This is a genomic window from Streptomyces cadmiisoli (assembly GCF_003261055.1).
Classification (GTDB): Bacteria; Actinomycetota; Actinomycetes; order Streptomycetales; family Streptomycetaceae; genus Streptomyces; species Streptomyces cadmiisoli.
Genome location: NZ_CP030073.1, coordinates 7,743,928 through 7,766,428, shown reverse-complemented (window position 1 = coordinate 7,766,428; position 22,501 = coordinate 7,743,928). Strand labels below are relative to the sequence as shown.

23 protein-coding genes are annotated in these 22,501 nt (G+C 73.3%); 10 read left to right on the top strand and 13 right to left on the bottom strand.

Going from position 1 to position 22,501, the window contains the following annotated elements; translation table 11 throughout:
- Nucleotides 1-35: 35 nt before the first annotated feature.
- A complete protein-coding gene (locus DN051_RS34250; RefSeq protein ID WP_199314739.1) occupies nucleotides 36-401 on the top strand; it encodes a DUF6479 family protein in 366 nt (121 codons plus the stop codon).
- A 48-nt stretch (nucleotides 402-449) separates the two neighbouring features.
- On the opposite strand, the gene DN051_RS34245 is transcribed toward DN051_RS34250, so the two are convergent.
- The 7 genes from DN051_RS34245 to DN051_RS34215 all read right to left on the bottom strand — a co-directional run bounded on the left by DN051_RS34245 (nucleotide 450) and on the right by DN051_RS34215 (nucleotide 7,613).
- A complete protein-coding gene (locus DN051_RS34245; RefSeq protein ID WP_053761791.1) occupies nucleotides 450-896 on the bottom strand; it encodes an RpiB/LacA/LacB family sugar-phosphate isomerase in 447 nt (148 codons plus the stop codon).
- A gap of 15 nt (nucleotides 897-911) precedes the next feature.
- Nucleotides 912-1,805: an NAD(P)-dependent oxidoreductase gene (locus tag DN051_RS34240; protein ID WP_112440533.1), complete on the bottom strand. Its 894-nt coding sequence runs from the start codon at nucleotides 1,803-1,805 to the stop codon at nucleotides 912-914.
- A 147-nt stretch (nucleotides 1,806-1,952) separates the two neighbouring features.
- On the bottom strand, nucleotides 1,953-2,471 hold the full coding sequence (locus DN051_RS34235; RefSeq protein ID WP_112440531.1) for an SRPBCC family protein: 519 nt from the start codon (nucleotides 2,469-2,471) through the stop codon (nucleotides 1,953-1,955).
- Between the two features lie 64 nt (nucleotides 2,472-2,535).
- Nucleotides 2,536-4,905 (bottom strand): glycoside hydrolase family 65 protein, encoded by a 2,370-nt coding sequence (locus DN051_RS34230; RefSeq protein WP_112440529.1) that lies wholly within the window; start codon nucleotides 4,903-4,905, stop codon nucleotides 2,536-2,538.
- Nucleotides 4,906-5,037: 132 nt separating this feature from the next.
- Nucleotides 5,038-5,439 carry a luciferase domain-containing protein gene (locus DN051_RS34225; RefSeq protein ID WP_112440527.1) on the bottom strand — a complete coding sequence of 134 codons (402 nt, stop codon included), beginning with the start codon at nucleotides 5,437-5,439 and terminating at the stop codon, nucleotides 5,038-5,040.
- 70 nt (nucleotides 5,440-5,509) lie between these two features.
- Nucleotides 5,510-6,478 carry an ATP-grasp domain-containing protein gene (locus DN051_RS34220; RefSeq protein WP_053761786.1) on the bottom strand — a complete coding sequence of 323 codons (969 nt, stop codon included), beginning with the start codon at nucleotides 6,476-6,478 and terminating at the stop codon, nucleotides 5,510-5,512.
- A 295-nt stretch (nucleotides 6,479-6,773) separates the two neighbouring features.
- On the bottom strand, nucleotides 6,774-7,613 hold the full coding sequence (locus tag DN051_RS34215; RefSeq protein WP_112440525.1) for an aldo/keto reductase: 840 nt from the start codon (nucleotides 7,611-7,613) through the stop codon (nucleotides 6,774-6,776).
- A 165-nt stretch (nucleotides 7,614-7,778) separates the two neighbouring features.
- On the opposite strand from DN051_RS34215, the gene DN051_RS34210 reads away from it, so the two are divergent.
- The gene (locus DN051_RS34210) at nucleotides 7,779-8,285 is read left to right on the top strand and encodes a DUF6069 family protein (protein ID WP_199314738.1); all 507 of its coding nucleotides are present in this window, start codon (nucleotides 7,779-7,781) and stop codon (nucleotides 8,283-8,285) included.
- Entirely contained in the window at nucleotides 8,275-9,645 is a 1,371-nt protein-coding gene (locus DN051_RS34205; RefSeq protein ID WP_112440523.1) for a chloride channel protein, read from the top strand. Before DN051_RS34210 ends, DN051_RS34205 begins: the two co-directional genes overlap by 11 nt.
- 101 nt (nucleotides 9,646-9,746) lie before the next feature.
- Here the strand turns inward: DN051_RS34205 and DN051_RS34200 are convergent, their stop codons facing one another.
- On the bottom strand, nucleotides 9,747-10,331 hold the full coding sequence (locus DN051_RS34200) for a PadR family transcriptional regulator (RefSeq protein WP_112440521.1): 585 nt from the start codon (nucleotides 10,329-10,331) through the stop codon (nucleotides 9,747-9,749).
- A gap of 157 nt (nucleotides 10,332-10,488) precedes the next feature.
- Here DN051_RS34200 and DN051_RS34195 point away from each other — a divergent pair, with 157 nt between their 5' ends.
- The 4 genes from DN051_RS34195 (at nucleotide 10,489) to DN051_RS34180 (ending at nucleotide 13,059) form a co-directional block, all read left to right on the top strand.
- Nucleotides 10,489-10,881, top strand: coding sequence for a nuclear transport factor 2 family protein (locus DN051_RS34195; RefSeq protein ID WP_053761783.1), 393 nt, complete (start codon nucleotides 10,489-10,491; stop codon nucleotides 10,879-10,881).
- Nucleotides 10,882-11,018: 137 nt separating this feature from the next.
- On the top strand, nucleotides 11,019-12,011 hold the full coding sequence (gene dhaK / locus DN051_RS34190; protein WP_053761782.1) for a dihydroxyacetone kinase subunit DhaK: 993 nt from the start codon (nucleotides 11,019-11,021) through the stop codon (nucleotides 12,009-12,011).
- 45 nt (nucleotides 12,012-12,056) lie between these two features.
- Nucleotides 12,057-12,656, top strand: a complete 600-nt coding sequence (dhaL, locus tag DN051_RS34185) for a dihydroxyacetone kinase subunit DhaL (RefSeq protein ID WP_053761781.1) — start codon at nucleotides 12,057-12,059, stop codon at nucleotides 12,654-12,656.
- Entirely contained in the window at nucleotides 12,649-13,059 is a 411-nt protein-coding gene (locus tag DN051_RS34180; RefSeq protein ID WP_053761780.1) for a PTS-dependent dihydroxyacetone kinase phosphotransferase subunit DhaM, read from the top strand. Before dhaL ends, DN051_RS34180 begins: the two co-directional genes overlap by 8 nt.
- Nucleotides 13,060-13,143: 84 nt before the next feature.
- Here the strand turns inward: DN051_RS34180 and DN051_RS34175 are convergent, their stop codons facing one another.
- Complete coding sequence (locus tag DN051_RS34175; RefSeq protein WP_053761779.1) at nucleotides 13,144-13,860, bottom strand: glycoside hydrolase family 75 protein; 717 nt, start codon at nucleotides 13,858-13,860, stop codon at nucleotides 13,144-13,146.
- Between the two features lie 367 nt (nucleotides 13,861-14,227).
- On the opposite strand from DN051_RS34175, the gene DN051_RS34170 reads away from it, so the two are divergent.
- Together DN051_RS34170 and DN051_RS34165 are read left to right on the top strand one after the other, a co-directional pair.
- On the top strand, nucleotides 14,228-15,208 hold the full coding sequence (locus tag DN051_RS34170; RefSeq protein ID WP_112440519.1) for a fibronectin type III domain-containing protein: 981 nt from the start codon (nucleotides 14,228-14,230) through the stop codon (nucleotides 15,206-15,208).
- 168 nt (nucleotides 15,209-15,376) lie between these two features.
- The gene (locus DN051_RS34165; protein WP_053761777.1) at nucleotides 15,377-15,910 is read left to right on the top strand and encodes a hypothetical protein; all 534 of its coding nucleotides are present in this window, start codon (nucleotides 15,377-15,379) and stop codon (nucleotides 15,908-15,910) included.
- Between the two features lie 25 nt (nucleotides 15,911-15,935).
- Here DN051_RS34165 and DN051_RS34160 read toward each other — a convergent pair whose 3' ends face one another.
- The 3 genes from DN051_RS34160 to DN051_RS34150 form a co-directional block, all read right to left on the bottom strand.
- A complete protein-coding gene (locus DN051_RS34160; RefSeq protein ID WP_053761776.1) occupies nucleotides 15,936-16,487 on the bottom strand; it encodes a PadR family transcriptional regulator in 552 nt (183 codons plus the stop codon).
- A gap of 29 nt (nucleotides 16,488-16,516) precedes the next feature.
- Nucleotides 16,517-18,532 (bottom strand): NADPH-dependent 2,4-dienoyl-CoA reductase, encoded by a 2,016-nt coding sequence (locus DN051_RS34155; RefSeq protein ID WP_112440517.1) that lies wholly within the window; start codon nucleotides 18,530-18,532, stop codon nucleotides 16,517-16,519.
- 88 nt (nucleotides 18,533-18,620) lie between these two features.
- Complete coding sequence (locus DN051_RS34150; protein WP_053761774.1) at nucleotides 18,621-18,992, bottom strand: hypothetical protein; 372 nt, start codon at nucleotides 18,990-18,992, stop codon at nucleotides 18,621-18,623.
- A 389-nt stretch (nucleotides 18,993-19,381) separates the two neighbouring features.
- On the opposite strand from DN051_RS34150, the gene DN051_RS34145 reads away from it, so the two are divergent.
- The gene (locus DN051_RS34145; protein WP_107094054.1) at nucleotides 19,382-21,460 is read left to right on the top strand and encodes a SpoIIE family protein phosphatase; all 2,079 of its coding nucleotides are present in this window, start codon (nucleotides 19,382-19,384) and stop codon (nucleotides 21,458-21,460) included.
- A gap of 13 nt (nucleotides 21,461-21,473) precedes the next feature.
- Here DN051_RS34145 and DN051_RS34140 read toward each other — a convergent pair whose 3' ends face one another.
- The gene (locus DN051_RS34140) at nucleotides 21,474-22,490 is read right to left on the bottom strand and encodes a hypothetical protein (RefSeq protein WP_234388976.1); all 1,017 of its coding nucleotides are present in this window, start codon (nucleotides 22,488-22,490) and stop codon (nucleotides 21,474-21,476) included.
- Nucleotides 22,491-22,501: the final 11 nt, after the last annotated feature.

Below are 22,501 nucleotides of genomic sequence, written 5' to 3'. Positions count from 1 at the left end.
GGGTTGATCGCCGCTTTTGGGGGTATTTTCCCGATATGAGTACCTCATCGATGCAGATAGCCGCGCCGAGCGGCCTGATCAGCCTGGTGCTGTTCCTGGTCGCCATCGCCGTGCTGGCACTGCTGGCCGGCAGCTTCTGGATGGGCAACCGGATCAAGCTGCGCGAGCCCCCGCGCCCCCGCCCCGAGGATCAGCCGAAGATGCCGTTGGACGGCCCGGTGTACGAGATCCGGGAGAACCGGGAGCCCGACGAGGTGCCCAAGGTGCCCAAGGGCGGTCGCGCGCTCACCCCGTACGAGCTGAGCAATATGCAGACCCGGCCCAGTGATTCCAAGGACCGACCACGCTGGAGCCGCGGCAGCAGCGGCTCGTTCGGCGGCGGAGGCCTCGGCGCGCACTGAGCAGGTCGCCGCGCCGTAGAGACGGTCGCCCCGCTGTAACGGGGTCGGTCAGGAAGGCTCGTCCATGCGCAGGACGCGGGCCATGTTCTCCCGGTCGTCCGCGTCCTCGCTGGGCTCCCCCGAGAACCACGCGTCGAGGATCTCCGTCAGAAGCGGCTCGGAGGTCAGCCGGAGACTGAGCGCGAGGACGTTGGCGTCGTTCCAGCGGCGGGCACCGTCGGCCGAGTAGGCGTCCGTGCACAGCGCGGCACGCGCCCCGGGCACCTTGTTCGCGGCGATGGACGCGCCCGTGCCGGTCCAGCAGCACACGACCGCCTGTTCCGAGGTCCCGTCGGCGACGTCCCGCGCGGCGGCCGCCGAGCAGGCCGCCCACTGCGGGTCGTCGCCGGCCCGCAGCGCACCGTGGGTGAGCACGTCGTGGCCCCGGTCGCGCAGTTCCGCGACGAGCCGGCGGGCCACCGGCTCGTCCATGTCCGAGGAGACCGAGATCCGCATGCCTCGGAGCCTACGTCAGCCGCTCGCGCGGTCCCCCTCGAAGCTGGCGAAGTACGCGGCCGCCATGTCCTCCTCGCCGTGCCCCTGCGCGGCGGCGCGGGAGAACCGTTCGAGGCTCGCCGCCGCCACGTCCAGGCGGACCCCGTTGGCCTCCCCCGCCTCGACGATCAGCCGGGCGTCCTTCGCGGCGGTGCTGACCGCGAACGAGGCCGGCGTCAGCTTGTCGTCCAGGATGATCCCGGCCTTCGCCCGCAGGTAGCCCATGTCGAGCGGGCCGCCGGCGATGACGTCGAAGAAGCCCTGCGGTGCCACGTCCAGCGCCTTCGCCAGGGCGAGGACCTCGCCGACCGCGTTGGTGGCCGCGAGGACCCAGCTGTTGGCTACCAGCTTCAGCCGCGTCGCACTGGCGGCCGCGGCGTCCTCACCGGTCCACAGCGTCCGGGCGCCGACCGCGTCGAACACCGGCTCGACCACCTGCCGGCCCTCGCTCGGACCCGCGGCGATGACCAGCAGCTGTCCGGCCTCGGCCGGCTGCCGGGTGCCGAGCACCGGCGCGTCGTAGAGGACCAGCCCGTGCTCCGCCGCGAAGGCGGACAGGTCGCCGATGGCCTCGATGCCGGCGGTGGTCGACTGCACCCACGCCGTACCGGGACGCAGCGCCGGGGCGGCCTCTCGCATCACCTCCAGGGCCGAGGGGCCGTCGTACAGCATGGTCAGGACGACGTCCGCGCCCTCGACGGCCTCGGCGGGGGTGTCCGCGATGTGGGCGCCGTCGGCGGCCAGCGGCTCGGCCTTCTCACGGGTCCGGTTCCAGGCTCGGACGGTGTGTCCGGCGGCGGCGATGTTGCGGGCCATGGCGGCGCCCATGATGCCGGTGCCCAGGACGCTGACGGTGAGCGTGTCGGTCATGACGTCGAACTCCTCTTGCTCTGCGATGCCGTTGCCGCGCCGGTGGAGGTGCCCGAGGCGGTCGGTTCCGACGATGCCACCGGCACGGTGCGGCCCGCGCGTCGGGGTGCGCCCGGCGCGTCGGGTCGGCTGCCTCGACCAGGCGGGTCAGCGGCCCGCCGCCGCGCGGACGAGTCCGTCCAGCCAGGCCTGGTGGCCGTTGAGCATCGGGTTCGGCGTCACCAGCGCCAGCGCCGCGGCCGGTTCGCCGATCTGCGACTCCTGGGTCAGGACCCGCACCCGGTCGCCCGGCAGGTCCTCCACCAGCCAGGCGTGCAGCACGTCGAGCCGCTCCTCGGGCCTGCCGCCCTGCCGGGCCGTCCAGGACAGCCGTCCCGGGAGGCCTTCCGCGGGCACCTGGAACTCGACGACACGGGCGTCCAGGGGCGGCCGGCCGAAGGTGGCGAAACGGAAGCGGACGCCGTCCCTCAGCACGGGACCGTCACCGTCCGGGAAGGCGATGTCGGCGACGTTGTCGTAGTACGACTCCCAGCTGCCCGTGTCGACGAGGTAGCGCCAGACGCTCGCGGCTCTCAGGTCCTTGACGATCACCTCGTTGGAGACGAAGTTGTCGCCGGTGCCGGGCAGGTACTTCACGGGCCAGTTGATCGCGTTCTGCGTGGTCATCGAGGTGTCCTTCACATCTCGGCGGGCCGCGAGGGCGTCGCCGTGCGGTGCGGCGGCGTCGGGGTCAGTCCGGGAGCTTCAGCCGGCCGGTCTCGCCCGGAGCGAGGCGCACCGCACGGCCCGGCAGCCGTACGTCGACGGGGTGCACGTCCGAGGACGGCACCGTGATCTCCAGCTGCCCGTGCCGCAGTTGCAGCCGCACGCCCCAGTTGCCCTGGTAGAGCAGGTTGAAGCCGTAGGAGGACAGCTCGGGGAGCGGGACGGGGTCGAGCCACAGCGCTCCGTGGCGGGTCTCCAGGCCGGTCAGTCCGCGCTGGACCAGGTCGAGGGTGCCGGCCATGGCTCCCAGGTGGATGCCCTCGCCGGTGGTGCCGCCCTGCACGTCCGCGATGTCGCCCCGCAGGGCCTCCTGGCAGAACTGCCAGGCCTCGGCGCGCCGGGCCCGGGCCAGGATCCAGCCGTGCACCAGACCGCTGAGCGTGGAGCCGTGGCTGGTGCGGTGCAGGTAGTGGTCGACGGTGCGCCGCCAGGTCTCGTCGTCCAGGCGCAGCCCGAGCCGGGTGAACAGGCTGTGCAGTTCGCCGGGTGAGAACAGGTAGCCGAGCATCAGCACGTCGGCCTGCTTGGAGGCCTGGTAGCGGTTGACGGTGTCGCCCTCCGCCTCCAGGATCCGGTCGAGGCGCCGGATGTCGCCGTACTGCCGGCGGTAGCCGTGCCAGTCGAGTTCGGCGAGGTCGCCGTAGCCCTCGAACTGGCTGATGACACCTTGGTGGAAGGGCACGTGCAGGGTGCGGGAGACCTCGTCCCACCGCTGGAGTTCGTCGTCGTCGAGCCCGGTCCGCTCGGCGAGTTCGCGGCGCCGGGGCTCGGGCAGCGCGTGCAGCAGTTCCAGGGTGCGGGTGAGCACCCAGGAGGCGGTGACGTTGGTGTAGGCGTTGTCGTCAAGGCCGGGTTTCGCGGCGTCCGGGTAGGCGTCGTGGTACTCGTCGGGTCCGACCACGCCCTTGATGCGGTGCCGTCCCAGCGGCTCGTCGTAGGTGGCCGCGTCCGCCCAGAAACGGGCGATCTGGAGCAGCATCTCGGCGCCGTTGGTGTGCAGGAACTCGGTGTCGCCGCTCGCCTCGCAGTACTGCCACACGTTGTAGGCGATCGCCGAACCGACGTGGTACTGGAGGCGGGAGTGGTCCGGCAGCCAGCGGCCCGAGCGCGGATTGAGGTGCACCTCCTGGGTCTCCTCGCGGCCGTCGCTGCCGCTCTGCCAGGGAAACATCGCGCCCCGGCGGCCGGCGGCCCGGGCGGCGGTGCAGGCCTGCTCCAGGCGGCGGTGGCGGTAGTTCAGCAGGGCCCTGGAGACCTCGGGGAAGTGCAGATTGAGGTAGGGCAGGACGAACAGTTCGTCCCAGAAGACATGCCCGCGGTAGGCCTCGCCGTGCAGCCCGCGCGCGGGCACGCCCACGTCCAGGTCGGCGGTGTGCGGCGACAGCGTCTGCAGGACGTGGAACAGGTGCAGGCGCAGGATGCGGCCCGCCTCCCCCGGAACCTCCAGGTCGGCGCGGCGCCACAGCTGCGCCCAGGCCGTGCGGTGGGTCCGCAGCAGATCGTCGAAGCCGGGTGCCCGGCCGACCCGGGCGACGGCGGCGTGCAGCGGGTCGCTGATGGCGGGGTCGCGCGAGGTGTGCAGGGCGACGGTCTTGTCGACGGTGGCGGTACGGCCGGGCGTCAGCCGCAGCCGGGTCCGCTGCGTGGTACGGGGGCGGGCGTGCCGTACGGTGACGGGCGCGTCGGCGCCGAGGCGGGACGCCATGCCGATGCGGATGTCGGAGGTGCGGGTGCGGCAGCGCAGCCACACCGTGTCGTGTTCGGCGGTACCGGCGTGCTCGTGGGTCAGGTGCAGGCCGTCCAGGTCCCGGTAGCGGGGCACTCCGGCGTTGGTGACGCCGCCGTCGAGGGCGGCCTCGACATGCAGTTCCCCGCTGAATCCGTCGGCGGTGAACTCGGTGCGCAGCGCGGCCAGGTGCGGATCCGCCATGTGCACCAGCCGCTGCTGCCGCACGGTCAGCGCCCGGCCGTTGCCGAGCCCGTACTGGGTGAGCCGCTCCAGGACACCCGAGGACAGATGCAGCACCAGGCGGTGCTCGAGCACGGTCGCGGTGTCGGGGGTGAGCCAGGGCCGGCCGCTCAGCCGGAAGCGCAGCGACAGCCAGTTGGGGACATTGACCATGTCCTCGTTCTCGACGCGGCGGTCGGCGACGTCCGAGGTGAGCCGGTTGTAGCAGCCCGCCACGTACGTGCCCGGGTAGTGGATGTCGTCCGCGGAGCACTCGGGGAACGCGCCGCGCGTGGCGAAGTAGCCGTTGCCCAGCGTGCACAGCGACTCCCGCAGTCGTTCGTCCGCGGCTTCGTAGCCCTCGTACTCCCAGGTCCAGCCCGTCACCTCGGTGCTCCTCACGCAGCAGGCGGCCGGCCGGGGTCCGTGGCGCGGATCCCGGCACCGTGCGCAAGCAGTCTCCCTCCGCGGGCGGGCCGGGCGGTGCGGCCCACGCCGGTGACGAGGGGGAATGGCGGTCTACGGCACGGGGTGTGCCGTTCCGGCCGGGTCGCGGCGCAGCACCGTGACCCGGCGGAAGTTGCAGCCGCCGGCGGACGCCTCCGCGGGCAGGTCCTGGTGGGCCTGGAGGGCCACGCTCACCAGGCTGAGCAGCAGGTCGACGTCCGTGTCGCAGTCGAGGTGGACCGTGACCCACCGGGAGCCGGGCACCAGACGGATGGCCGTGGACTCCCTGAGGTCGTCGGCGAAACGCCCGATCGCCCGGCCGGCCAGATACAGGTCCACGTCGTGAGGGGTGTGGAAGTGGGCGATCTCGCTGCGAACGGAGCGAACTGCCCGCCCTGTGCCGCAACTGGCCGGTCCCGCCGTGAGGTCGGGCCAGGCCTGCAGTCGCTCCAGGGCGCGCTGGGCCAGAGTCATGGGTCCATCGTCACCGGATCATTCCGCCGACACCAGAGGTTGAGCCCTTTGTAACCCAGGCGTGAGGTTCTCAGGCGGGCAGTGCCGTGTCGGGGCGGAACCCGCGCCCGGCCGCCCAGGCGTTCAGATGGGCCTCGATGTAGGGCACGGCCACCGTGGGGAGTTCGCCGTCCACGAAGGCGGGCTGGACGTTGACCTCGAAGACGACGCCGCCGTTCTCCACGGCGAGGTCGACGCCGGCGAAGGGCAGGCCCATGGACGCGGTGGCCGCGACGGCGAGCCGGGCGAGGCGCGGATGCAGGTCGGCCGGGGCGATGGGGACGGGGACGGCGCCCCGGCAGGTGTTGCAGGGGGTGTCGGGTTCGCTCTGCAGGTGCTCGCGGGCGTGCAGGACGCGGCCGCCGAGCACGAACACGCGGAACTGGTGGCGCCGGCCGTCGGCGGTGATGTTGCCCGCGTCCCGGGACAGCAGCCAGTCGGTGCCGCGCTCGGCGTAGAAGGCGGTCGCCCGCTCCAGTTCGCCGTCGGTGGTGAGGTGGAAGGTGTCGTCGCCTCCGGTGCCGACGACGGGCCGGGCCCAGGTGTCCCGGCCGAGCTTGTCGAACGCGGCCGCCGCCTCGGCGACGCCGGGCCGGGACAGGACCACGGTCTCCATGTGGGCGATGTCGTCCCGGCGGAACCGGTCCACGGTCAGGTCCTTCCGCGTGGCGATGCGCCAGGCCGCCACACCGGTGCCGAGGGTCACCACGTCGTGGTGCTCGAGGAGGCGCTGGAAACCGGCGAGCGCGCGCCGGCGGTGCGGGGGTATCTCGTAGAGCACGATCACGTCGGGCACCAGGTCCAGCCCTTCCTGCGGGACCTGCAGCCGTAAGCGGTCGCCGGCCGGGACGCCGCGCCCGGACCCGCCGGTCGCGAAGTGCCGCGCGTCGACACGGACCGGCGACGTGCCGGTGAGCAGTTCCACGGCCCTGGCGAGGTAGTCGGCGCAGCCCTCGGTCGACGTGGGATCGGTGATCAGGGCGATGCACGGTCGGGACACGGCGGCCTCCAGCGGCTCTCGACGCGCACGGGTGCCGCGCACACTCGGTCGCGGCCCGAGCGAACTCACGGGGTGGTGTCTTTCGCGGGGGGCGGCCCTCGCCGCCCGGTGCTGCGGGGCTCCGGCCCGGTGGACGTTCGGGCGCGGAGTGGGGCGCCACACTGTATGGGTCCGGCGCGGGGCCGTAACAGGGCGCACGCCGATCCGCCGTCTGCTCCCGCCTCTGCGCCGTCCGCCCCGGTTCGTGCGCCCTGGGGCCGGTGCGTGGGCGCCGGGCCGGTGCCGCGGGCGGCGCTCAGCCCGGCTCGGCCAGGCCGTCCAGCCGGCTGAGGTGGGCGGGGGTCAGCCTGAGGCGGGCCGCGGCGAGGTTCTCCTCGAGGTGCTCGGCCCGGGCGGTTCCGGGGATGGGGAGGACCACCGGCGACCGGGCGAGCAGCCAGGCCAGCGCGACCTGGGTCGGTGTGGCGCCGAGTTCGCGGGCGACGGCGCCGATCTCCTCGCGGGCGCCGGACGTCCCGTGCGCGACCGGCCGCCAGGGCAGGAACGCGATGTCCGCCGCGGCGCAGGCCTCGAGGACCGGCTCGTGCTCGCGGTCGAGCAGGTTGTAGCGGTTCTGCACGCTCACCACGTCGACCATCGTCCGCGCCCGGTCGAGTTCGTCGACCGTGACCTCCGACAGGCCGATCCGGCCGATCTTGCCCTCGGTCTGCAACTCGCGCAGGGTGCCGAGCTGCTCGGCGAGCGGCGTCCCGGGGTCGATGCGGTGCAACTGGAGCAGCTCCACCCGGTCGACACGCAGGCGCCTCAGGGCCTGGTCGACCTGGTCGCGCAGGACCGACGGGCGGCCGTCGAGCCGCCAGTCGCCGCCGGGACCGGTGCGGGCCACACCGACCTTGGTGGTGATCAGCAGCCCCGCCGGATACGGGAACAGCGCCTCGGCGAGGAGTTCCTCGTTGGCTCCGCCGCCGTAGAGGTGCGCGGTGTCGATCAGGGTGACGCCCAGTTCGACGGCGCGCCGGGCGACGGCGACGGCCGACTCGCGGTCCGCGGCCGGCTCGGTCGGCAGATGCATCGCCCCGAAGCCGAGGCGTCCCACGAGCAGTTCCCCGCCGATCCGAAACGTGTGCGAAGCCATGCGCTGTTTCCCCCCTCGGTGGCGTCGGCACGCTACCAGCGCGCCCGCCGGGGCCCGGGCGGGGCGGCCGTCGGCGTGCTCCTGCCCCGAACGGGCCAGCGTCCGGCAGCGGCGGGCCGGTCCGGGGGTACGGATGTCGCACCGCCCCGACCGAGGAGGCCGATCGTGCAGCCGCCGAACCAGCCGTCTGGCCCACCCCCGACGTCGAAGCAGACCCCGGACGAGGCCGCCGCCGAAGCGCGCCGGCCGGCGCCTCGGATCGACGCCTCCCGGTTGTGGACCGGCGGGATCATGACCGCCGCGTTCGCCGGCCTCACCGCCGTGTCCACCGTCCTGCTGGTGCGCGGACTCATGGGCATTCCGGTGCTCGCCGCGGACGGCCACGGCTCTCATGAGGACGCCTCGACGGGGCTGCTGGCCGCCGGTTCGGCGGTGCTCGCGCTGACCGCGACGGCGGTGCTGCACCTGCTGATGCTGAGCACCGCGCGGCCCCGGCGCTTCTTCGCCTGGATCATCGCCCTGAGCACGACGGGAATGGTGCTGATGCCGTTCACGACGACGGTGAGCACCGAGGCGAAGGTGGGCACCGGGGCCGTCCGGCTGGCCATCGGCGTCGTCATCGGCACCCTGCTGTCGGCGGTGTGCCGGGGAGCCGGCCGGCGTGCCGTCTGACCGCGGGCCGTCGAACCCGCCGGGCGGGCACGGACCGGCCGAAGCCGCGCCCGCCGCGGGACCGGCGGCCGAACCCGCGCTGCGGACGATCCTGCTCAGCCGCCGCTACGTGGGCCTGCTGTCGTTCAGCGTGCTGCTCGGCGTCCCGATCGCGGTGGCGTGCTTCTTCTTCGTCGGCTTCCAGCACGAACTCCAGCGCTGGGTGTGGCAGTCGCTGCCCCGGACGCTGGGCCACGACGAAGCGCCGTGGTGGTGGCCCCTGCCCGCGCTGCTGCTCGCCGGGCTGATCCTGGCGCCGATCGTCACGCGGGTGCCCGGCACCGGCGGGCACGTGCCGGCGCACGGCTTCGGCGGTACGCCGATCGGCCCGCGCGCGCTGCCCGGTGTGGTGGTGGCGGCCCTCGCGACGCTGCCGCTCGGTGTGGTGCTCGGCCCCGAGGCACCGCTGATGGCGCTCGGCAGCGGTCTGGCGCTGCTGTCCCTGCGGTGGGCGCGCTCGGCCCCGGACCCGGCGACGACGGCCCTGGTCGCCACGGCGGGGTCGACCGCGGCCATCTCGACCATCCTGGGCGGGCCGGTGGTGGCGGCGGTGCTGGTCGTCGAGGCGGCCGCGCTCGGCGGCGCGCGGCTCGTGGTCCTGCTGCTGCCCTGTCTGCTCGCGGCGGCCGCGGGTGCCCTGACGTTCGAGGGATTCGGCCGCTGGACCGGTCTGAAGACCGGCGGACTGTCGCTGACCTCCGTGCCGCCGGACGCCTACCCCGACGTGGGCGACTTCCTCTGGGGCCTGCCGATCGCGGCGCTCGTCGCGGTCGTGATCACGCTGGCCCGGGGGCTCGGCTTCCGGACCGCCGCGTGGACGGGGCGGCACACCGCCGTGCGCACCGTCGTGTGCGCCCTGGCGGTCGGCGGCTGCCTGACCGCGTACGCGCTGCTCACCGGCCGCTCGCCGCAGGAGGCGGCCCTGTCCGGTCAGATCATGCTCGGCACTCTCGCCGCGGACCCGCACGAACTGTCCGTGGCGGCCCTGTTCGCCCTCGTGCTGTGCAAGGGGGTGGCCTACGGCATCGCACTGGGCAGCCTGCGCGGCGGCCCGATCTTCCCGGCGGTCCTCATCGGTACGGCTGCGGCACTGGCCTGCAACGGGCTGCCCGGCTTCGGCGCCGCGCCGTCGCTCGCGGTGGGCGCGGCGGCGGCGACGGCCGCGGTCAGTGGTCTGCCGCTGACCAGCTCGATCCTCGCGATCCTGCTGCTCGGCCCGGACGCGCACAACCAGATGCCGCTGATCGTCACCGCGTCGGTGCTGGCGTTCATGGTGACGCAGTTCGTCGGGGGACGCCACGCCCCTCCCAGCCGCAACTGACCCGCCGGACACGATCGGTCGGTCGGGCTCCGGCGGTCCGCCGCGCGGCGGAGGGGACCTCCCGCACGGGTCCGGGGCTCTCGGCGGGCGGCCCGGCGCGGTCAGCCGGCTTCGCCGCCGGCCCCGCCCGGCGCGGTGCGGTGGGCGAGCCGCCGCAGCGCGATCTCGCCCCAGCGGAGGTTCTCCTGTTCGAAGGACATCCCCCGCAGCAGCGTGAGATAAGGGCCGATCCGCTCGGCCCCGGCGAAGTACTCGTCCTCGGTGCGCCCGGCCAGCAGGCGTTCCCGCAGCCGTTCGTAGCGGGCGAGCTTGGCGGTGGCGCGGTCCATGTGCGCGGTGACCGCCGTGCGCACCGCCTCGATGTCGCCGATGTCCGCGCACTGCACCTTGACCAGCAGTTCGTCCCTGATCGCGGTGGGCCGCGAGGGCGGTTCGGCGACATAGGCGCGCACGGCGTCGAGGCCGGCCTCGGTGAGCGCGTAGAGCCGCTTGTTGGGCCGGCGGCGCTGTTCGACGACCCGGGCCCGGATCAGGCCCTCGGCCTCCATGCGTTCCAGCTCCCGGTAGAGCTGCTGGGGCGCGGCCGTCCAGAAGTTGGCCACGGAGGCGTCGAAGCCCTTCGCGAGGTCGTAGCCCGAGGCCTCGCCCTCGAGCAGGGCGGCCATCACCGCGTTGCGCAATGCCATCGCGTCAACGTAGCACCGCGTTGATCAATCAACGAGTTGACCGATCCATGAGTTGACCGATCCACAAGTTGAACATGAGGGCCTGGACAGGCGCGAGCGCCGCCCATAGCCTCCCTTCGACCTATTCAATTCGTTGACTATGTATCCGAGGTGACCCATGCACCCCTTCCGCCGCGCGGTCGAGAACAACGACCTCGAAGCGCTGGACGACCTGCTGGCCGACGACGTCGTGTTCACCAGCCCCGTCGTCTTCAAGCCGTACACCGGCAAGGCGATCACCGCGGCGATCCTGCGCGGCGTCACCCGGGTCTTCGAGGACTTCACCTACCAGCGGGAGTTCGGCGACCCCGACGGCCGCGACCACGCCCTCGTCTTCACCGCCACGGTCGCCGGCAAGCAGATCCAGGGCTGCGACTTCCTGCACATGGACGAGGACGGCCGGATCGACGACCTGATGGTGATGGTGCGCCCTCTGTCGGCCGCCCAGGCCCTCGCCGAGGCGATGGGCGCGCAGTTCGACCGCATCGCCGCGGAGGCCGCCGGGCGATGACCTCCGTGCCGTGCACGTGACCAGCGCCGCTCCAAGGTCGATACTTCCCAGTGCGGGATCCATCGGCGGCGCGCACGGCCGACCCACCTCCGCCGACCCGGATCGCGCTCGGCCGCCGCGCTCACCAGGAGGTATCCATGAAGATGCTGATCAACGTGCCGGAGACCGTCGTAGCGGACGCGCTGCGGGGCATGGCGGCCGCCCACCCCGAGCTGACCGTCGACGTCGACAACCGCGTGATCGTACGGCGGGACGCCCCCGTCGCCGGGAAGGTCGCGCTGGTCTCGGGCGGCGGCTCGGGGCACGAGCCGCTGCACGGCGGATTCGTCGGACCCGGCATGCTGTCGGCCGCCTGCCCCGGCGAGGTCTTCACCTCCCCGGTGCCGGACCAGATGCTCCGGGCGGCGGCGGCCGTGGACAGCGGCGCCGGGGTCCTGTTCATCGTGAAGAACTACACCGGCGACGTGCTCAACTTCGACATGGCGGCCGAACTCGCCGAGGACGAGGGCATCCAGATCGCCAAGGTCCTGGTCAACGACGACGTGGCGGTCACCGACAGCCTCTACACGGCGGGCCGGCGCGGTACGGGCGCGACGCTGTTCGTGGAAAAGATCGCCGGGGCCGCCGCCGAGGAGGGGCAGCCGCTGGAGCGGGTCGAGGCGGTCGCCCGGCAGATCAACGAGAGCTCCCGCAGTTTCGGCGTCGCCCTCAGCGCCGTCACCACGCCCGCGAAGGGCTCCCCCACCTTCGATCTGCCGCCCGGCGAGCTGGAGCTCGGCATCGGCATCCACGGGGAACCCGGGCGGGAGCGTCGAGCGATGATGACCTCGCGGGAGATCGCCGACTTCGCGGTGCACGCCGTACTGGAGGACCTCCAGCCCCGCAACCCCGTCCTGGTCCTGGTCAACGGCATGGGGGCGACCCCACTGCTGGAGCTGTACGGCTTCAACGCCGAGGTGCAGCGGGTGCTGGGCGAACGCGGGGTCGCCGTGGCCCGCACGCTCGTCGGCAACTACGTCACCTCCCTCGACATGGCCGGCGCCTCGGTCACCCTGTGCCAGGTCGACGAGGAAGTGCTGCGGCTGTGGGACGCACCGGTGCGCACGCCCGGCCTGCGCTGGGGTGTGTGACGGCGGGTCGAGTCGATCAACGTACCTACCAGGCAAGGAGAACCAGTGCTCGACGCCGACTTCTTCCGCCGTTGGATGACGGCGACCGCCGCGTCCGTGGACCGCGAGGCGGAACGGCTCACCGCCCTCGACTCCCCCATCGGGGACGCGGACCACGGGAGCAATCTCCAGCGCGGTTTCACCGCCGTGACCGCGGTGCTCCAGAAGGAGAACCCGGACACGCCCGGCGCCGTCCTGGTGCTCGCCGGGCGGCAGCTCATCTCGACGGTCGGCGGAGCCTCCGGCCCGCTGTACGGAACGCTGCTGCGCCGCACCGGCAAGGCCCTCGGGGACGACGCGGAGGTCGGCGAGGAGCAGCTCGCCGAAGCGCTGCGGGCGGGCGTGGACGCTGTGATGGCGCTCGGCGGGGCCGCGCCCGGCGACAAGACGATGATCGACGCGCTGGTGCCGGCGGTCGAGGCGCTCGGCGACTCGTTCACGGCGGCGCGGACCGCCGCCGAGCAGGGCGCCCTGGCCACCACTCCGATGCAGGCCCGCAAGGGCCGGGCGAGCTACCTCGGCGAGCGGAGCATCGGCCACCAGGACCCGGGCGCCACCTCGGCGGCACTGCTCGTCGCGGGGCTCGCGGAGGCGGCCGGTGAGTGACGACAAGGTGGTCGGGATCGTGCTGGTGTCGCACAGCGCGCAGGTGGCCGAGTCGGTGGCCGAACTGGCGAAGGGCCTCGCGGGCGGCGGCACCCCGGTGCCCGTCGTCCCGGCGGGCGGCACCGAGGGCGGCGGCCTGGGGACGAGCGCCGAACTGATCGCCGCGGCCGCCGCGGCCGTGGACCGGGGCGCGGGCGTCGCCGTGCTCACCGACCTCGGCAGCGCCGTGCTCACCGTGAAGGCGCTGCTCGCCGAGGGCGACGAACTCCCGGCCGGCACCCGACTGGTCGACGCGCCGTTCGTCGAGGGCGCCGTCGCCGCGGTCGTCACGGCGGCCACGGGGGCGGACCTCGACGCGGTGGAGGCGGCGGCCGGGGACGCCTACTCGTACCGGAAGGTGTGACGCGTACACCGCCGTACGGCGCACGCCCCGTCGGCAGGCGCCGTGCGGCGGCCGGTGACGGCCGGCCGGCGGACCGACGGTCGCTCAGGAGCCGTCGACGAACCCTCTCGCCAGCCGCTCCCCGATCTGCACGGCGGACGCGTGGCTCTCGATGGGCACGGCCTGGGAGTCCTTGAAGACGATGTAGGTGACACCGGAGTCGGTGCCGCCGCCCTTCGGGTCGGGGTTGATGCCCAGGGCCTGGGCGGTGGCGTAGGACGCCTCGCCGATGATGTCGTGCGGCCCGGTGTCGCCCACGACCGCGTACTGCACCCGGTCGCCGTGCACGACGGCCACCACCGATCCGCCGCGCACACCGTGGTCGCGGTGGTCCCAGACGGCGCTGGGCACGGGCACGACGACGTAGGGCAGGGTCTCCGCGTCCAGGTGACGGCCGTCGGACTGCTGGAAGGCGGTGCCGGCGGAGAAGTACGGGTCGGTGCTGCTGTTGCAGCGGTCGCCGGGGCGGCCGTCGCAGTCGATGTCCATGTCCGCCTGCCAGAAGACGGCGTCGGGCGTGCCGCAGACGGGGACGGTGGCCGGGGTGCCGCCGTCGGTCCGGTAGCGGCCGGCGGAGACGGGGGCGCAGTCGCGCACCCTCGCCAGCAGCTCGGCGGCGGACACGGCGCCTTCGTGCTGCACGGCCGTCGGCTGGTGCCGGAGGAGGTGGCCTTTGCCGGGTTGACCGGGGGCGGTGGGGGGCACGGTCGGGGCGAGCAGGGCGACGCTCGCCGCAGCCAGGGTGAGGAACCGGACGCTCACGATGAGGGACTCTCTGTCGGGGACATTTGACGGGCACTCGTCCAATCTCTTGCCGACTAGATCACGCGGCCACCCCGAAGGGCCGGACGGCGCACCCAAGGAACGTCCATCAGAGGCCGGGGGCCGGAAGCCCGAGCACACGCGGGCTCGGGCCGCCGGCCACCCGTGCCGGCGCGGTTTCAGCGACGACAGCGTTCCGCGCCGTCGGCCGGAACTCCCCGCTGCGCAGGGAGAGTTCGGCCGTGAGGATCCTCAGCATACGTAACCGCGCCGGACGCCTCGCACCCGCCGCCCCCTTGATGCGCACGCATCAAGGGCGCCATATTGGTCCGGACCATTGCCGTCATCCCGTCCGGGAGGCCGAGTAGTGCGACGTGTCCCCGCTCCCGCCGCGCTCGCCTGCGGCGCCCTCCTGCTGGTCGCCTCGTGCACGACGGGCGGCGCGGCGGCCGGCGACGGCCCGCTGCCCGGTGCGCCCACGGGGGTGACCGCGGCGGCGGGCAGCGCGACCAGCGTCCATGTGATGTGGAACGCCGTGTCCCCCCGGATCAGCGCCTACGAGGTGTACCGCGACGCCACCAAGGTCGAGGAGGTGCCCGCCTCGGAGCACATGGTCGACATCACCCGCTTGGCGCCCTCGACGACCTATGTGTTCACCGTGCGGGCGCGGGACGCCGAGGGGCGGCTCGGGCCGCGCAGCCGCGAGGTCCGGGCCACGACGCACGCCGCGGGCGCGGCCGACCGCTCGGCACCGTCGCGGCCGGGCGCCGTGCGGGGACGGGTCGTCGGCAGCCGGGCGGTGCAGCTGTCCTGGACCGCCTCGGCGGACGACCGCGGCGTGGCCTCCTACGACGTCCATCAGGGCGGCACGAAGATCCACAGCGTGGGCGGGGCGCAGACGGCGACCGTGGTGACCGGGCTGCGCCCCGGCACCCGCTATTCGTTCACCGTCCGGGCGCGGGACGCCGCGGACAACGTCTCGCCCGCGGGCCGGGCCGTCCGCCTCACCACCGCGCCGGGCACCGACGACGGACGGGGCACCGCGCCCACCGCGTTCCGGGCGGGCACCCGGCACGCCGACGGCGCCTACCACGTCGACCTGTCCTGGACGCCGCCCGAGGCCGACGGGGTGATCACGGAGTATCAGATCCAGCTCGACGGACGGCCGGCCACCTCGCTCGTCTGGGGCGGCACGGCACCCCGCGGCCGGGCGACGTACAGCTTCTACCTGGGCCCGGAAAGCGGCGTGAGCCACCGGGTACGGATCCGGGCCAGGCTCCCGGACGGCACCTGGGGCGGATTCTCGGCGGAACGGACGGTCACCACCGGCGGCACCACAGATCGGTGACGCCCGCACTCCGGTGCCGCCGCACGGGGGAAGGCGTCACCTGCTCGGGTGCGGTCCGCATGCGGGACGGGCCGGGGGCACGTTGGCTGCCACTGAGGCAGCACGGGCGTTCCCGACCCAGGCGGCGCAAGGGATGTACCGCCAACCGTGCCGCCGGAGGACAGGCCCATGACTACTTCTCAGCCATTTCTCCGAGCCGGACTGACCCTGGCCGCCGCCGCACTGCCGATAACCCTGGCCGCCGGACCGGCTGGTGCCGCCGGCGGGATCTCGGTGAACACCAGCGGTTCCACGGTCTCCGTGACCACCACCGCGTGCGCCCAGCTCAACGGCAGCTGGGGCGTCGCCTCACTGCTCACCAGCAATCAGACGAGCTTCGCCCAGGGCCGCCAGGTGACCCTCTCCGCATCGGGCGGTCTTCAGACGGCGGCCTGGTCGAACGTGACCCCCGGCACCTACACCGTCGTCGTCGTGTGCTCGAACAACAACACCGCCGGCACCCAGTCGGTGATCGTCTCCGCCCCGTCCAAATCCACCATCTCGGCGACGTCCACACCGTCGCGCGGTGTGCTGGGCGGGGTCGGCGGCACGAACAAGGACTACAGCACCGTCACCATGGTGGCGGGCGGGGCGCTGGTGGGCACCGGCGTCATCGCCGCGGCCTGGTTCCTGCGCCGCCGCTCGAAGCCGTACCGGCTCTGAGCCCGGCACGCGGGGACGGCCGCGTTCACCGACCGTCCAGGCCCGGCAGCTCGGCGAACTCCGCCAGCGCGTGTTCGAGCCAGCGCGTCCAGAACGTCTCCAGGTCGATGCCCGCCCGCAGGACGAGGTGCTGGAGACGGTCCTGGGGACTGTCCCTGCCGGGCGGGAAGTCGCGCCGCTCGATCTCCTCGTACTCGGCCAACTGACCCCGGTGCAGGTCGAGATGGCGGCGCAGGTCGGCCTCCAGACCCGCGGTGCCGACCACCGCGGCGGCACGCAGCCGCAGCAGGAGCGTGTCGCGCAGCGGCTTGGGGTCCTGCGCCGCGGCCGTCCAGCGGGCCAGTTCGGCGCCGCCCGCGGGCAGGACCTCGTAGGTCTTCTTCTGCCCGCGGACCGGCTGCTCGGCCGGCAGCGCCCGGATCAGGCCGTCGGCCTCCAGTTTTCCCAGCTCGCGATAGATCTGCTGATGGGTCGCCGACCAGAAGTAGCCGATCGACTTGTCGAACCGTCGCGTCAGTTCCAGTCCCGAGGACGGCCTTTCGAGCAGAGCGGTGAGAATCGCGTGCGGGAGTGACATGCGGTCATCCTAGGGACGGCCCGGCGCCCCTAGAGGGTGGCCGCCAGCTCGGTGCCCTGCTGGATGGCGCGCTTGGCGTCCAGTTCGGCCGCGACGTCGGCGCCGCCGATGAGGTGCGGCTCGCGGCCGGCGGCGAGCAGGTCCCGGTAGAGGTCGCGCCGCGGCTCCTGCCCGGTGCACAGCACGATGGTGTCGACCTCCAGGACGCTGCTGGTGCCGTCGACCGTGATGTGCAGACCGGCGTCGTCGATGCGGTCGTAGCGCACGCCCGGGACCATCGTGACGCCGCGGTGCTTCAGCTCGGCGCGGTGGATCCAGCCGGTGGTCTTGCCCAGTCCCGCGCCGACCTTGGTGGTCTTGCGCTGGAGCAGGTGGACGGTGCGCGGCGGTGCGGGCCGCTCCGCCGGGCCGAGGCCGCCCGGCGCGCGGTACTCGACGTCGACACCCCACTGGCGGAAGTAGGCCGCCGGGTCCTCGTGCGCCTTGTCGCCGCCGTCGGTGAGGAACTCGGCCACGTCGAAGCCGATGCCGCCGGCGCCGAGGACGGCGACGCGGTCGCCGACGGGGGCGCCGTCGCGCAGGACGTCGAGGTAGCCGACGACGCTCGGGTGGTCGACGCCGGGGATGTCCGGGGTGCGCGGGGTGACGCCGGTGGCGACGACGACCTCGTCGTGACCGGCCAGGTCGTCGGCGGTGACGTGGGTGCCGAGGCGGACGTCCACGGCGTGCGCGTCCAGTTGGTGGCGGAAGTAGCGCAGCGTCTCGTCGAACTCCTGCTTGCCGGGGACCCGTCGGGCGACGTTGAGCTGCCCCCCGACCTCGCTCGCGGCGTCGTACAGCGTGACGTCGTGGCCGCGTTCGGCCGCGCTCACCGCGCAGGCGAGCCCGGCGGGTCCGGCTCCGACCACCGCGACGCGCTTGCGCAGCCGGGTCGGGGAGAGGACGAGCTCCGTCTCGTGGCAGGCGCGCGGATTGACCAGGCAGGAGGTGATCCGACCGCTGAACGTGTGGTCCAGGCAGGCCTGGTTGCAGCCGATGCAGGTGTTGATGGCCTCGGGCCGGCCGGCCGCCGCCTTGGCCACGAAGTCGGGGTCGGCGAGCATCGGGCGTGCCATCGACACCATGTCGGCACTGCCGCCGGCGAGCAGTTCCTCGGCGAGTTCGGGGGTGTTGATGCGGTTCGTCGTCACGAGCGGGATCGACACCTCGCCCATGAGCCGCTCGGTGACCCAGGTGTACGCGCCGCGCGGCACGGAGGTCGCGATGGTCGGGATGCGCGCCTCGTGCCAGCCGATGCCCGTGTTGATGATGGTCGCCCCGGCCTCCTCGACGGCCTTCGCCAGGGTGACGACCTCGTCGAGGGTGGACCCGCCGGGCACCAGGTCCAGCATGGACAGCCGGTAGATGACGATGAAGTCCGCACCGACCGCCTCGCGCACCCGTCGGACGATCTCGACGGGGAAGCGCATGCGGTTCCGGTACGAGCCGCCCCAGCGGTCGGTGCGGTGGTTGGTCTGCGCAGCGACGAACTCGTTGATGAGGTAGCCCTCGGAGCCCATGATCTCGACACCGTCGTATCCGGCCTGCCGCGCGAGGCGGGCGGCGCGGACGTAGTCGTCGACGGTCCGCTCGACGTCGGCGTCGGTGAGCTCCCGGGGCGGGAAGGGGCTGATCGGCGCCTGGAGCGGGCTCGGGGCGACCAGTCCCTGGTGGTACGCGTACCGGCCGAAGTGCAGGATCTGCATCGCGATCCGGCCGCCCTCGCGGTGCACGGCCTCGGTGATCCGCCGGTGCTGCCCGGCCTCCTCCTCGGTGGTGAGCTTCGCGCCGCCCTCGTAGGGCCGCCCCTCGTCATTGGGGGCGATGCCGCCGGTGACGATCAGCCCCACTCCGCCGCGTGCGCGGGCGGCGTAGAACTCCGCCATGCGCTCGAAGCCGCCCTCGGCCTCTTCCAGGCCGATGTGCATGGAGCCCATCAGGACGCGGTTGGGCAGGGTGGTGAAGCCCAGGTCGAGCGGGCTCAGCAGGTGCGGGTATCGGCTCATGGCCCCTCCGTGCGCGGTGTGGTGCCTCCTTTGTAGAGGACCGCGCACGGTTTATGCAACTAGTTGCACAACGGGCCGGGGCCCGGATTCACCGGCTCTCCAGGCGGACGTGCAGCTCACGCTCCTGGTCACCGGACGCGGTGCTGAGGTCGTGGACCGTGAACAGGTCGTGCAGGGTGGTGCGGAAGCGGTCGATCGCCCAGTAGCCGCCCTGCACGTCGGCCTCCACGAAGGACGACAGCCGGCCGGACGGACGGCCGCCCTCCCGGGATTCGGAGACGTCGAAGGTGCCCAGCCACACGGTCGGCCGGGTCTCGTGCCAGTCCTGAGGTACGTCGTCGGAGCACCGGTCGGACTCGAAGTAGGCGCACAGCGCCTCGAACACGATCCGGGCGTCCTCCTTGCTGCATCCGCTGATCTCCACCGAGACGGATTCCGGGTGCGGTCGCTCCTTGGCCATGGTGATCGCTCCTCTCGTCGCCGCACTGCGGCACACCGACGGGTTCCCCCGCGACACCGCGCCGCACTCCAAGAAAACCACCACAATCCAGGATGTACAGCCCCAAAAGGAGCCCGGCAGCGACCACCGGCGGGCCACTCCTCGCCGGCCGGGTACGGCCGGCGGGGCACGGCGGGGCACGGCGGGGCACGGCGGCGTGACAACGTTGCCGGGCGGTCCGGGACACCTCCGATCCCGCCGCCGATCGCTTCACCGGACGACTGTGGTCGGGTTGAGGGATGGTGGAGAAGGGCGGTCGTGGCGTAAAGAGAGATGGTTGAGGGCGGTACAACCGGCAAGTCGGCACGGGGGACAGCGTGCCGGGAGCATGGGCGAAGGCGGTGCAGTCGATGGATGCATCCGGGCCTCCGGCGGCCGATGGGGCCGAGCCCGGCCGAGGGTCGTTGGGACCCAGCGGCCTGATCGACGTGCTGGGCATGGCCTCGGTGGTGCTCGACACCAAGGGCCGCATCGTCCTGTGGAGCCCGCAGGCCGAGGAGCTGTTCGGCTACCGGGCCAAGGAGGCGCTCGGCCGGTACGCCGCCCGGGTGATGGTGCACGAAGAGCACATCGAGCTGGTCAGGAAGCTGTTCGCGGACGTCCTGGCGACCGGCCGGGGCTGGGCCGGGGCGTTCCCCGTGCGGCTCAAGGACGGCAGCAGCCGGCTGGTGGAGTTCCGCAACATGCGGCTGCTGGACGACCGGGGCAACATCTACGCGCTGATGCTCGCCGCCGACCAGTCGACCGTGCGGCGACTGGAGCAGGACGTGGCGCTGTCCACGCGTATCGTCGCGCAGTCGCCGAACGGGCTGGCCGTGCTGGACACCCGGCTGCGGTACGTGGCCGTCAACCCGGCGCTGGAGCGGATCAACGGCTTTCCCGTCGAGGCACACATCGGGCGGACCATGCGCGAGGTGCTGCCCCTGCTGGACGTCGACACCCTGGAGTCCGGCGCGCGCCGCGTGCTGGAGACCGGCCTGCCGCTGGTCGAGCACTCCACGGTCGGCCGGACCCCGGCCGACCCGTTCGAGGACCACACCTGGTCGGTTTCGCTGTACCGGCTGGAGGACGCCATCGGCACCGTGCTCGGCGTGGTCGTGTCGGTCATGGACGTCACCGAACCCCACCGGGCCGGCGTCGAGGCCGAGGCGGCCCGGCACCGGCTGGCGCTCATCGCCGACGCGTCGGCCCGGATCGGCACCACGCTCGACCTGGACCGCACCGCCCGCGAGCTCGCCGACGTCGCGGTCCCGGAGCTGGCCGACGTGGCGGCGGTGGACCTGCTGGACTCGGTCGTGGGCGGCCGGCGCAGCAGCCTCGGCCCCACCCAGTCGGCGGTGATCCGCGCCCTGGCCGTCAAGGCGGACGACGCACCGGACGCCCTGCGCGCGGCCGACCCGCCCGGACAGGTGGCCCGCTACGGCCCCGACCGGCTGGTCACCGAGTGCGTCCGCACCGGCCGGCCGGTGATGATCGCGGAGGTCGGGGCGGCGGACCTGCCGCGTATCGCCCGCTCACCGGAGGCGGCGGCCCTGCTCGCCAAGGCCGGCGTGCACTCCTATCTGGCCGTCCCGCTGATCGCGCGCGGCGAGGTGCTGGGCGCGCTCGACCTCAAACGCACCCGCAACCCGGTGCCCTTCAGCGACGACGACCTCCTGCTCGCCCGTGAGCTGGCCGCCCGCGCGGCCGTGCAGATCGACAACGCCCGCTGGTACCAGAACGCCCGCGACACCGCCCTGACCCTCCAGCGCAGTCTGCTGCCCAGCCACCCGTCCGTCACCGGCGGCCTGGAGGTGGCCTCCCGCTATCAGCCCGCCGGCGCCACCACGGAGGTCGGCGGTGACTGGTTCGACGTCATCCCGCTGGAGGGCGGGAAGACCGCGCTCGTCGTGGGCGACGTGATGGGCAGCGGCATCAACGCCGCCGCGACGATGGGGCGGCTGCGGACCGCCACCAACACGCTGGCCTCGCTGGACCTCGATCCGGCCCGGCTACTGGAGCACCTGGACCGGATCACCGACGGACTCGACCACTCCATCGCCACCTGCGTGTACGCCGTCCACGACCCCCGCCTGCGGCAGTGCCGGATCGCCAACGCCGGGCATCTGCCGCCCGCCCGCATCCGGGTCGGGCAGCGGCCGGAACTGCTCGACCTGCCGACCGGGGCGCCGCTCGGAGTGGGCGGTGTCGAGTTCTCCACGACCGTCTTCGACCTCTCCCCCGGCGACGAACTCGTCTTCTACACCGACGGCCTGGTCGAGACCCGCCGGCACTCCCTCGACGAACGCCTGGACGCCATGCTGGACCTCCTCGACGATCCGGCCCGCCCGCTGGACGAGGTCTGCGACCTGCTCGTCCGCACACTGCACCACCCCGACAACCACGACGACGTGGCCCTGCTCATCGCCCGCGCGCAGACGGAGGCCTGAGACCGGCCCGGCGTCAGCTCCAGCTCGGCGAGGATCCGACCGTGCCGGCGTACGGCACCGGGAGTCCCGTGGCCGCGTCCAGCAGGACACGGTCGCCGACCGGCCCGGCCAGCTTCACGGTCACTTCGCTGCCCTCCAGTTGCGCGGTGCAGGGGCCGTCCCGCCGTCCTACGACGGACGCGGACAGCACCACGCTGCCGTCCGTCTCCAGCACGTGCACGAACGGTCCGTCGTCACAGCCGCCGTGCAGGCCGATCACCGTGGCCGACCGGCCGTCCTCGGACAGCTCGACCAGACCCTGCAGCGACGCCGGACCGTCGCCGGAGGACTCCTCGGCCGACCGGATCGGCGATGCGGGCAGCTTCGACGGGCTCACCGCGACGCGCTTGAGCGGGGTGTCGTAGCCGTCCAGGGTGAACAGCCAGGCGGGGACGGTCGCCGGACCGCGGGTGGTGGCCAGCGTCATCTCGCCGAGACGCGCACCTGTCACGGTCAGGCGGGGTTCGTCGCGGCTGCCGCCGCCGGTGCGGCCGAAGGTCTCGTAGGCCTTACGCGCGTCCATCAGCGGCCGGGTCAGCGAGCCACCGCTCCCCCACGTCACGCGGCCTTCCTCGTCCGGTGCGGCGGGCAGCCGGCCGTCGAGGACGAGGTTCTGGGTGAGGTAGGCGTGTTCGTCCTCGCCGCGCAGGCCGCCCTCGGGCAACTGCACCGCGTCGCCCATCGGGTGGTAGCCGGCCCGCCAGGCCTCGGCGGCCTTCGAACCGTCCCAGGCGGCGGCCACCTGCCGGGCCCGCGCCGCGGCTTGCGGCGCCTGGGTGGGGTCGCTTCCCGAGCCTGCCGTCCCCGCCTGTCCACAGCCCGCCAGGACACCGGTTCCGGCGGCGAACACGGCGAGGAGGCCGAGCAGGCGGGGGTGGCGGGGGAAGCGGAGAGAGCGCCGGGGGCCCGCACCCGTGGTGCGGGTCCGCGCGGTGACCGCTCGCTCGGAGGTCGTCTGCACGAGCGTCGTACGCAGGGGCTGTGTACTCATGATCGTTCCCC